This window comes from Stieleria sp. (genome assembly GCF_041595215.1).
In the GTDB taxonomy this organism is placed as follows: Bacteria; Planctomycetota; Planctomycetia; order Pirellulales; family Pirellulaceae; genus Stieleria; species Stieleria magnilauensis.
The window spans coordinates 1-10,904 of record NZ_JBFHKV010000161.1 but is presented as its reverse complement, the minus strand read 5'-3'; the positions used below and the strand labels follow the sequence as shown (position 1 = coordinate 10,904).

At 57.8% G+C, this 10,904-nt stretch carries 6 protein-coding genes and 1 pseudogene; 5 read left to right on the top strand and 2 right to left on the bottom strand.

The genetic code is table 11. The annotated features are described in order from the left end of the window. A partial coding sequence (locus ABX749_RS08755; protein WP_372895645.1) for a magnesium-dependent phosphatase-1 occupies positions 1–462 on the top strand: 462 nt, incomplete at its 5' end. A gap of 126 nt (positions 463–588) precedes the next feature. Here ABX749_RS08755 and ABX749_RS08750 read toward each other — a convergent pair. Together ABX749_RS08750 and ABX749_RS08745 are read right to left on the bottom strand one after the other, a co-directional pair. Then, complete coding sequence (locus tag ABX749_RS08750) at positions 589–2,025, bottom strand: DUF1501 domain-containing protein (protein WP_372895644.1); 1,437 nt, start codon at positions 2,023–2,025, stop codon at positions 589–591. 50 nt (positions 2,026–2,075) lie between these two features. Further along, complete coding sequence (locus tag ABX749_RS08745) at positions 2,076–5,255, bottom strand: DUF1553 domain-containing protein (RefSeq protein WP_372895643.1); 3,180 nt, start codon at positions 5,253–5,255, stop codon at positions 2,076–2,078. 70 nt (positions 5,256–5,325) lie between these two features. On the opposite strand from ABX749_RS08745, the gene ABX749_RS08740 reads away from it, so the two are divergent. The 4 genes and pseudogenes from ABX749_RS08740 to ABX749_RS08725 all read left to right on the top strand — a co-directional run. Beyond that, positions 5,326–6,060: a helix-turn-helix domain-containing protein gene (locus ABX749_RS08740; protein ID WP_372895642.1), complete on the top strand. Its 735-nt coding sequence runs from the start codon at positions 5,326–5,328 to the stop codon at positions 6,058–6,060. 1,807 nt (positions 6,061–7,867) lie between these two features. Then, positions 7,868–8,758 (top strand): annotated as a pseudogene (locus ABX749_RS08735) (DUF58 domain-containing protein); the annotation flags it as partial. Between the two features lie 69 nt (positions 8,759–8,827). Continuing rightward, on the top strand, positions 8,828–9,082 hold the full coding sequence (locus tag ABX749_RS08730) for a hypothetical protein (RefSeq protein WP_372895646.1): 255 nt from the start codon (positions 8,828–8,830) through the stop codon (positions 9,080–9,082). Positions 9,083–9,803: 721 nt separating this feature from the next. After that, a partial coding sequence (locus tag ABX749_RS08725; protein ID WP_372895641.1) for a transglutaminase family protein occupies positions 9,804–10,904 on the top strand: 1,101 nt, incomplete at its 3' end.

Here is a 10,904-nt window from a genome sequence, read left to right as displayed (position 1 = left end):
GACCTTGACTTCACCCTCTGGGATTGTGGCGGGACGTGGTGTGATTGCCTCTCGCCTCCATTCCGGATGAAGCAAGGGCGACTCTTCGATCGCGGCGGCAGGCAGGTGCGTTTTTATTCTGATGTCATGCAGGTGCTCGATTTCTGTGATAAGAGGCAGATTGTCACCGCCGTGGCATCCAGAACGGAGCAGCCAAGCTGGGCAATGGAGCTGCTGCAGCTCTTGGAAGCGACGCATCGCTTTGCGTACTCCGAGATCTACCCGTCATCCAAGCTGAAGCACTTCGAATCCCTTCGCACGACAACCGAAGTGGAGTACGATCGAATGCTGTTTTTCGATGATGAGATGAGGAACATCCATGAAGTCTCTGGTCTCGGCGTGACAAGCATTCTTGTGGACGACGGTCTCACGCAGAGCGTGTTTGACGATGGCCTCCAGCGATTTTCCAAACAACACCCTTAGCCGTTCATGGATCCGGAGTTGGTCGAATGGATACAACTCTCTACGGAACCCCTGATTGATTCCTTCCATTGGCGATCGCCGCCTGCATCGTGATCGATCGCACCGCCAGGCACGCATGCTAGGAAATTACGCCAGGACGTCATGCAAGACTTCCCCGTGGACATCGGTCAGACGGAATCGGCGGCCCTGGTACTTGAAGGTCAGACGTTCGTGGTCGATTCCCATCAGGTGCAGGATCGTCGCGTTGAAGTCGTGAACATGCACGCCATCGCGGATGATGTTGTATCCGAACTCATCGGTCTCTCCGTAGGTCATGCCGGGCTTGATGCCTCCGCCAGCCATCCACGTGGTAAAGCAACGCGGGTGATGGTCGCGGCCGTAGTTGTCCGTGGTTAAAACGCCTTGGGTGTAAGACGTGCGGCCAAACTCACCGCCCCAAATGACGAGCGTGTCGTCGAGCAGTCCCAGTCGCTTGAGGTCCTTCACCAACGCCGCTGAGGCTTGATCGGTTTCAGCGGCCTGACCCTTGATTTGTTTCGGCAGGTTCGAGTGCTGATCCCAGCCCTGATGGTAAAGCTGGATAAACCGCACGTCCCGCTGGGCCAGTCGTCGGGCCAGCAAACAGTTGGCCGCAAACGTGCCCGGCGTCTTGGCGTCGTTCCCGTACAGCTGGAAGGTCGACTCGGGTTCGTCGGAAAAATCGGCCGCGTCCGGCACCGAGGTTTGCATCCGGTAAGCCATTTCGTACTGCGCAATTCGCGATTCAATCTCTGGATCGAGCTCTTTGGCAAACTGATGTTGATTGAGCCCGTTGATGGCATCCAACTGAGCGCGGCGACGCGACGCGGGGATGCCTTCTGGATTGGAGAGATACAGGACGGGGTCGCTGCCGCCGCGAAACTGCACGCCTTGGTACTTGGAATCCAGGAATCCGTTGCCCCACAATCTTGCGTACAACGGCTGGCCTCCCTGGCCCGCCGAAACCAGCACGATAAATGCCGGCAGATCTTCGTTTTCGCTTCCCAGACCGTACGACAGCCACGCACCCAACGACGGTCGTCCCGCGATTTGCGATCCGGTTTGGAACATCGTGATCGCCGGGTCGTGGTTGATCGCTTCGGTGTGCATCGACTTGATGAAGCAGACATCATCCACAATGTCGCGATGGTGCGGCAGCAATTCACTCAACCACGCCCCCGACTCGCCGTGCTGCGCAAATTTAAATGCGGAGCCAGCCAGCGGTAGAGACGATTGGTGGACGGACATGCCGGTCAGCCGTTGCTCGCCGCGTACCGCCGGAGGAATCTCTTGACCATTCATTTCGTTGAGCAGCGGCTTGTAGTCAAACAGGTCCTGCTGGGCAGGGCCGCCGGATTGGAACAAGTAAATGATCCGTTTGGCCTTTGGCGCGAAGTGTGTCCCGGCGGACAATCCTCCGCTCGCCGCTTGCGCTGACGCTCCGCCTGACGTGCCCAGCAGGCTGGCGAGTGCCGCGACGCCCACACCGGTTGAACTGGTCCTGAAAAAGTGCCGGCGATTGAACGCAAATGATGGCTGATTCATGGAAAGGGGGCTGAAAGTACGGATTGAAGGACGCGTGATCTTGAAGATTGTTAACGTTTCCAGATCGTGGCGTCGAGATTCAGAATGGCCTGGCAAACGTTGGTGAGTGCGGCAAGTTTGGCGACGTCAACATCGGGATTGAGCTCCGCATCGCCGAGCGCCAACAGTTTTTCCGCGGCATCGGGATGCGCGGCATAGTAAGCCTCTTCATCGGCGAGCAGTTCGCCGAGTCTCTGTCGCTCCACCTGATCAGGTGCCCGGCCGGTCAGCCGCAGAAATGCGTTTTCAAGTTGTTCGCCAGTCGGCTGCACGGCGAGGTCTGCTGCGAGCACCCTGGACGCTTCGATAAACTGCACGTCGTTGAGCAACACCAGCGCCTGCAAGGGGGTATTCGTTCGGGAGCGTTCCACCGTGCAGACCTCTCGCGTCGTCGTGTCGAACGCCATCATGTTGGGCAGTGGAGCGGTGCGTTTCCAAACGGAGTACAGTGACCGTCGGTACAAAGCCTTGCCGACCGATTGCTGATAGGGAGGCGACATGCCGTTGGATTCTTTCCACAGATCCTCGCCCGGTTGGTAGGGCGAAACCGGCGGCCCGCCCAGTTCGCGATCGAGTAACCCGGACGCCGCAAGTGCCAAGTCGCGGATCTGTTCGGCGCCCAATCGGTGGGCCGGGCCGCGCGAGAGCCACTGGTTGTCGGGGTCGGCCGCGAGCCTGTCGGGTGTGACCGATGAGTCCTGTCGATAGGTCGATGACAGCACGATCGACTTGCATAATCGTTTGACGTCCCAACCGCTGTCGACAAAGTCACGCGAAAGCCAATCGAGCAACTCGGGGTGTGTCGGCAAATCGCCTTGGGAGCCGAAATTTTCGGGGGTGCGAACCAGGGGCGACGTGAAAAAGTTTCCCCAAAAACGGTTGACGGCAACTCGCGCAGTCAGCGGATGTTGTGGGTCGGTCACCCAGCGTGCCAGACCGAGGCGATTGTTCGGCGCGTCTTCGGGCATGGCAATTGCAATCCCGGAGAGTGTTTGGCGGTTGACGAGCGTGTCGCTGTTTTTCGGCGCATCGTATTCACCGCGTGCCAAAACGTGTGCGGATCTCGGCGTCTCGGATTCTTCCATGATCGGGATCTCGTCCATCACTTCTTCGGCCATGACAAAGGCCTTGCGGGCTTCTGTCAACTCGGACATCGCGGCACGAACCTTTTCGTCGATCGCGGAAGCGTAGTAGTCGAAGCCCGGCTTGTCGGCGTCGAACGGTTGTTGACCGAACGCCAGCGTCTTCAACTCGACGGTTGTCAATTCGCGGTCGTACACGCGGACATCGTCAATCAGCCCGCCGGCCAGGCCTCGGGCGCGAAACCGTTGCCCCACGACGAATTCGCCGCCATGATCGACCTTGACGTTACAACGCTTCTTCAAGCGATCGCGGACGATTTGCGTTTCCAATTCCTCGCCGTTGAGATAGAGCTTCAAGCCGGCAGCACGTGACGAACCATCGTAGGTCGCCGTCACTTGATGCCACCTGTCCACAGCAATGGGCTCGGTCGTCCGCACACTGATCGCGTTGCCAGGCCAAACCCGAGCCATGCGAGATTCAAGGTGCCCGTCTTCGATCGTCAAGTCCCAGCCGTTGTACCCACAATCAGTGCCGCGTGTGTGATGGGCAATCAGGCTACGCTGGGGTGACCGCACTGTTTCTCGGAAGGTCACCACGACCGACATCGGCAGCCAGCGGTCAAACGGTTCGATTCCGTGTACGGTGACCCCGCGTTCCCCATCGAGCTGAAGCGCACGTCGAGTTGGCGGTGCGTCACCGTCCCGAGCATCCGCCGCGATTGAATTCTCCAGACGCTCGATCGGCGAATCCTCGACAGCCACCAGGCTTGGCATCTGCGTCCAACTGCGATCCGATTCGGACGGATGGTAGATCTCCTTGATCGAGTTGTCGAAATCCTGGTCAAACGCTAGCGCGATTCGCAGATCGGGGATTTCGAGCGGCGTTCCCGGCTCCGGTGCCCATTGTTGATAACGCTTTTTCGCTTCGGCAAGCTGTTTCGCAGATTCTTTTTCGGCTTCCAGGATCCTCTGCTTGGCGTCCTGCAATGCCACCTCCTGGTCCGCGGTAGGCAGCAGCAGCGACGGACACGGGACTTTTTCCGTGCGATCGTACACGCCACTTTCGTCGATCGAATTGAAGTAAGCCGAAAGCGAGTAATAGTCTCGCATCGGGATCGGGTCATATTTGTGATCGTGGCAGCGACAACATTCCATCGTCAAGCCGAGGACGGCGGTTCCGAACGTGTGCACGCGGTCGGCGACGTTTTCCAAACGCCATTCTTCGAATACGGCTCCACCTTCGTTGTTGAGCCGATGGATGCGGTTGAATGCCGTCGCGACCCGTTGCTCGCGTGTCGGGTTTTCCAGCAGGTCGCCGGCAAGCTGCCAGGTCAAAAACTGGTCGTATGGCAAGTTGTCGTTGAACGCGTCGACGACCCAGTCGCGGTAAGGCCACTGGGTATTGAGCTTGTCAGATTGATAGCCATAGGAGTCGGCATAGCGGGCGGCGTCGAGCCAAGCGACCGCCATCTGCTCTCCGAACGCAGTGGAAGCCAGCAGGCGATCGACGACGTCCTGATAAGCTTGTTGCGGATCGGCGTGCAGCGACTCGTCAAAAGACCGGATCTGCTCGAGCGTGGGAGGCAATCCCGTCAGGTCGAGCGTGACCCGGCGAAGCCAGCGGGCAGGGTCCGCTTCGTCGCTTGGCGAGAGCCCCTGTTCATTCAGCTTCGCCAGCACGAATCGGTCAAGCGTCTCTCGTGGCCAATCGGAATCGCCGCTGGGCGGAACATCGACCGCCAGAGGCAATTTCTCAAAAGCCCAGTGCCCCGCGTAGGGAGCACCTTGCTCGACCCATTGCTCAAGCAGCCGCTTTTCCTTTTCAGTGAGCGGCAGTTTCGCCCGTGGAGGCGGCATGATCATGTCAGGGTCATCGCTGTCAATGCGATCGACCAGCTCACCGGCCTCGATGGCGTCGATCGCCTCCTCGCGGATGTCGAAACGAAGCCCCGCTTCGCGGTTTTCGTCGTCCGGCCCGTGACAGAAATAGCACTTGTCCGACAGGATCGGTCGGATATCCCGATTGAAATCGAGGTCAGCAGCGGGCAATCCGCCGGCAGCAGACGAGACCGCGGCGAGCAGCAGGATTTGGGTGAAAGTGTGTTTCATGCTCGTTATTGTGTGCAAAAGGGTTGAGATTGTCTTGCACGGAAGAATCTTTCTCGTGTAAAATCCATGCATGGAAAATACCGATCTGCGTGAACGGTTTCTTGGCCGTTTGGGGCCGGATAGCCAAGTCTTCTTGTTGTTTGACTTTCTTCCCGGCTTGTCCTTCTTTGTCAAAGACCGCCGCGGACGCTTCATCGCGCTCAACCGCCGCGGTTGTGAGTACTGCGGGGTGGCTTCGGAAGCAGAGGCCATCGGCCGGACGGATTACGATTTTTTCCCCAAGTCACGTGCCGACGAATACAGGGCCGATGACGCGGCGGTGATGGAATCCGGCGAGCCGATTGTGGACCGCGTCGAAAGTGCTCCTGAGGATGCGGGGTCGCCGAGGCTGGTGATGACCAGCAAGATCCCTCTACGGGATCAACGCAATCGGGTGATCGGCGTGGCAGGTTTTTCACGTCAGATCGAACGGATTCAGACACCGTCGGGGACGGTGGATGCGTTCGCCAAGGTCATCACGCACCTGCATCAGAACTTTGCCGACCGGCTCTCGACGGACCAGCTTGCCGAGATGGCGGGGCTGTCGGTCAGTCACTTCGAGCGACGGTTTCGCCGCGGCTTTGGCTCTTCGCCGAGACAATACCTGGTACGGATCCGCGTGGAGCACGCCGCGCGGATGCTCTTAGAATCGGACAAAACGGTTTCCGAGATTGCCCACGAATGTGGCTTCTACGATCACGCGCATTTCAGTCGCAGTTTTCGGAAGATCATGCAGTTGTCGCCAAGCGAATACCGCTCTCGGTAGCGCTACACCGTCCGCTGGAGACGTCGATGCAATGACCGGTCGAACTCGCTGTCGACGATCGAAGCACCGGATTCTTTGCAGCTGATCACCGAGGCGGCTGACGCCGAACATCAAGCGGGTCTTGGATCCTAGTTGTGGGGCCGGGAACGACACGCTGAAGTTGCGGCAGTGTTGTTGGCAGACCGTTCGCCAGCGATCTACTCGACTTGAGTGCACTCATACTGCAACGGGCCGAGCGGCGGGTGGCAGAAGCCGAAAGCCGTCGGGAACGTTCCGAAGGCGAGATGACCAAACGTTGGTCCGCACACGCTTCGGAGTGATGCTTTCAGGTCGTGTGGTCCGACAACGGCTGAGGAACGCACCGCGGCAACGTGACCGTGACAGGTGCAAACAACAAAGCCGTAAGAAACGAGAATAAAAGGTGCCCCGCCGCGCCGGCACAGCCGATCGGGTTTGGTCGGACCGTTGACCAACTGCACCGCACGCGGCGGGACGTGTTGGTTTGTGAAGTCCAGGCAGCAACAACGAGCACCCGCTAACGAGCGCAGTTATCACATCAAGGCGGAGAGACACTACGCGAGCGGCGTAGGCGGACCGCGGGGCTGTGGAATCGACAGAGAAGTCGATTCGGGAGCAATGACACTGGAGACGTTGATCAGTTCAAAGATCTCTTGACGCGTCGACGGCGAGTCCAGGTGCCAAGCGATGCCATTGGGCAACCCGAGCGACTGACAGATCAAGCAGGAGTCGGAGTCGTGCTCCTCGTGTGGTTGACTGGAGTCCTCGCTCGCCGCTTCTTCGGCGTTGCCATCCGTCTTTGGGGCAGCATGCTGGCAGCAACTGTGCCCGCAAGAACGAGCGTCGGTCGATACAGACGCTGATGTTACCTGCCGATGGCTCTCGTGATCGCAACCAGCGACATGCAACCACGCAGGGGCATGGCCAATGGCGGCCATTCCACACAGCAGGCTGATGACAATTGGTCGGACGTACGAAGCCATCGAGGACATTCGGGGCGAGGGAACAGATGTTGAAAGTGATCCGACCAAGGACTTGTTGTGCGTGATACGATGGGTGCCTGCGAACAGTTCGTCAAGAGGCCGGAAAACTTTTGTGGTTAAGAATTGGTGATCGCGCGGGAGAGAGCGAACCGTCGCTATTGACCTTTCGTAGGGGAAGAACGAAAATTAAATCGTTCCTTGGTCGGACCGAAATGCTCAGCGTCGCATTTGTTTTTTTAATCGCGCCGATGTGCCTGCTGTCACTCTACGATTGGTCTGGACCTTGTACGTTTCTCGCCATCTCTGTGCCCACCTGTGCATCGCATCGTTGCTGATTGGTAACGTTGCCGGTTGGATGCATCTCGGCTGCGTGGAATCAACAAGTTCTTGTTGCGTTCACTCGGACAGCCAAGTCACGGTAACGGAGGCTCGACAACATTCGTGTTGTCATCACTCGTGTGCACATCCTGCGTCGCATGCGCATTCAGCCGGGCATGGTGAGGACAGAACAGGGCGGTTGCCCGCTGACAGTGGCAATCCGGCTGAACAGGGTCGTCCAAACGACCATGATTCCGATCGCTGCAGCATCTGCCAGAGCTTTTTCGCTTCGCGAAATGCCGCATTCATTGTCCAATTGCCCCTCTTTGGTACCGACCACCAACCTCGGCGGGTGGTCATTCATCCTAGCCGCTTGCAGCTGCAAGAAATCGTTTGGGACGGCATTTCGGTAAGGGGACCGCCACGGGTCTGATCGGCTCGTCGCATTTGTTCCCCTTATAGAAATCCCGTACCGGAGGTGCGTCATCATGGCAATTGTTCATGACGCAGCCGTGGGCAAAAACTGGTCAGCACGATTGCTGACGACAGATTTTTGCCCTTGGGCCAATCGTTTTGTTTACTGGTTAAAGGAACCCGTCGGATGGTTCTTTCTCGCCACGATGACCAGTGTGATCGTCGGGCTCTACCTCGCCCCCATCGGCTGGACCTTGGCGGCGTCACTGACCTCGGTCATGGCTGTCGGAGTCGTATGGCCCGCGATCGCTGTTCGCGCTGTGCATTGCTCATTGAATTCTAGCAAACCTCAGGTTCATGAAGAGGATCTCTGTGAACTGCGACTAACCGCAAGGAATCGACTTCCGATTCCCGTTTGGGGACTAGCGATTGAAGGATTCTTGGATCGCAAATCCAAAAGCGACGAAGTGACCGTCCCCACCGTTGCACTGGCGTTCGTTCGAGCTCTCTCGATCGCTACCTATCGTTTTTCGGTTCGGCCCGAACTGCGAGGACGATACCCGGACAGCGATCCCGTGATGACGTGCTCGTTTCCGTTTGGAATCTGGACTGCAAAGCGGAGGCTGAAAGACGTTTCGCCCGTGACGGTTTGGCCGAAGGTGTTTCCGATTGCAGGCCAAACAGCGATGTCGGGTCGGCGGACTGCCGAGTCGGGTGAAGGGAATCGGAATGGTCGTACCGGAGACTTTCTCGGTGTCCGCGAATACCGGCGTGGTGACTGCATGCGGCAGGTGAATTGGGTTGCGACGGCAAGGACAGGGGATCTCGTCGTGACGCAGAGGAGCGGTCCACAGTGCGCGAATGTGGACGTCCTGGTTGACGTTTCTCACACCCCGGATCGAGAGCAACTCGCTGATCGAATTCGAGTCGCCGCGAGTTTGTTGGCCAACGTACACCAGTCGGCCGTGCCTCTGCGCGTGCGCATTGGGAATCGCTGTCTGCATGTTCGTCGAGGTCGAGAAGGCTTTTCGCAGATGATGGACGCACTGGCCGACGTTCCAGCCGAAGGAGTCGCTGATTGTCAACTTGGCTATCCGTTGGTCCAGCATGCCACGATCACGATTTCATCAAATCACTGTGGCGACATCACCGCTTGCATTTCCGATCCATCCACCAATCCACGATTGAAGGGAATGCATTCGCATCGAGTGTTTCGTCGCGATCAAGACTTGGCAAGCCAACTGCTTTCGTTTTGGACGGAGGTGCGAGATGCCAATCTGGTCGCGTAGACGCGTTGAGACAATCCTACTGGCTGTGCTGGCAATTGCGTCGGTGATTCCGCTTCGCTATTTCGTGGAATCTCGAGTTTGGTTTCTTGGCGAGATAGCGGCGCTTTGCATTGCCTTCGTCGTCGCAGAATTCGCCAAGTCGATCACGGATCAATCTAAGCGAGCGAAACAGGCGTCCGCTCTTGCAACCTTGTTGGTGTGGATGTCGCCCATTCTATTCGCACTGTTCGCACGAGCGTTCGGTTCGCCCATTGCACTGGAGATGTCGGCACTGACGACATTTGGAGCGATTTCGCTGGCGGTGGCAGTTGCGGCGACAACCCAGCGGACGCAATCGCTGTCATTGGTGATCAGCGGATTTCTGGTTTTGTTCAGTGCGTCGATCTCGGACAGTCCACATGCAGTCGTGTTGCCGATCGTCTGGATGCTCGGTTGCGTTTGGCACCTCATCGCGAACCATTGGGAGCGTCTTGATTTAGCGATGCCCGATTCCGTCGAGCGAAGCTGGACGCTGCGACCGAGCCTATTGATCATCACAGTCGCGGTCTTAGCCGGTGGAGGTTACGCGGTGAAAGATCGAGTCACCTCATCAGAGCGTTTCGCCATCGGATTCATGCCAACCAGCGGCGGCAATGATTGGTCAGACTCGGCGGCCCGGAGTGGTGTGGGGACCGGCGAAGCCGCGATCGCAGCCAAGGATCACGCCGAATCGTTCGGTGCCGTGGACTCGGACATCTTTCTGGAATCCACTGAATCGACGTTGTTCGACATGGCCAACGACATGATTGGCGAACCCAAGAAGAAGACCAAGTGGGAGCGAAGGCAAGCGATGGGGAACGACAACACCATTCCCATGCATGAACAAGCCTCCAAAAGCGAACAGGGCGGCGGGACGTTCTCGATCGAACGTATGCCAGCGAAGAAGCATCGCCATTTTGAGGATGCGAGAGACGCCAGCGTCGTTCAGTGGGATGGCCCCACTGGCATTCGTTTAGCCCTGCATCGCTATGACCAATTCAACGGGCAAGACTGGATTCAGACAGCCGGTCCGAAAACTGAGTCGCTCACTCGAATCAATCTGGACGGTGCGCCCTGGTTCTTTGACCCGATGATGCGCAACTCGCTTAACGATTCTTCAGACGCCATCTCTGTCGGCCTGCTCAAGGTCATTCGACTCGATTCAAAACGCCTCCCCGTTCCAATGCTGACTGCCGGCATCCACATCAAGGAAGTGGATCGACAAGACTTCTTTGGCATTGCAGAAGATGGCAGTTTCTTCATGCCCGGTCGCGAGAAGGTGCCTCCGCTGACGGTGGTCCACGTAGCAAGTGTCGGATTAACCGAAGATCAAATTCGGGCGACGCTTCGAGTTGACCTTACTGGCGATGAGAAAGGCGACCGGAAAGATCTGTTGCACCAATACGTCTCTGATTGGACAAAAGAGTTAGAAGCACCCTACGACAAACTACAGACGATCGTTACCCATCTCCGAACGGAATTCGTTTTTGATCGCGGTGGTCAATCTGCCGCGACTTCGCTGGAGGAGTTTCTGCGTTCGCGTCGCGGTGGCGACCATCTGTTTGCCACCTCGGCGGCGCTGATGGCTCGAGAGATTGGCCTGTCGTCGCGTTTGGTCACGGGGTTTTACGTCCGCCCTGATTCGTTTGACCCAATGGCAGGTCATGCGTCGGTTCTGCCGCAGGATGTTCATGTGTGGGCAGAGGTCAGGCTGCAAGATGGCCGTTGGTTTGAGATCGAACCGACACCGAGCTACGAGCAACCCCAGTATCAACCTTCCTGGCGGCTCCTCGCTAGACGTTTC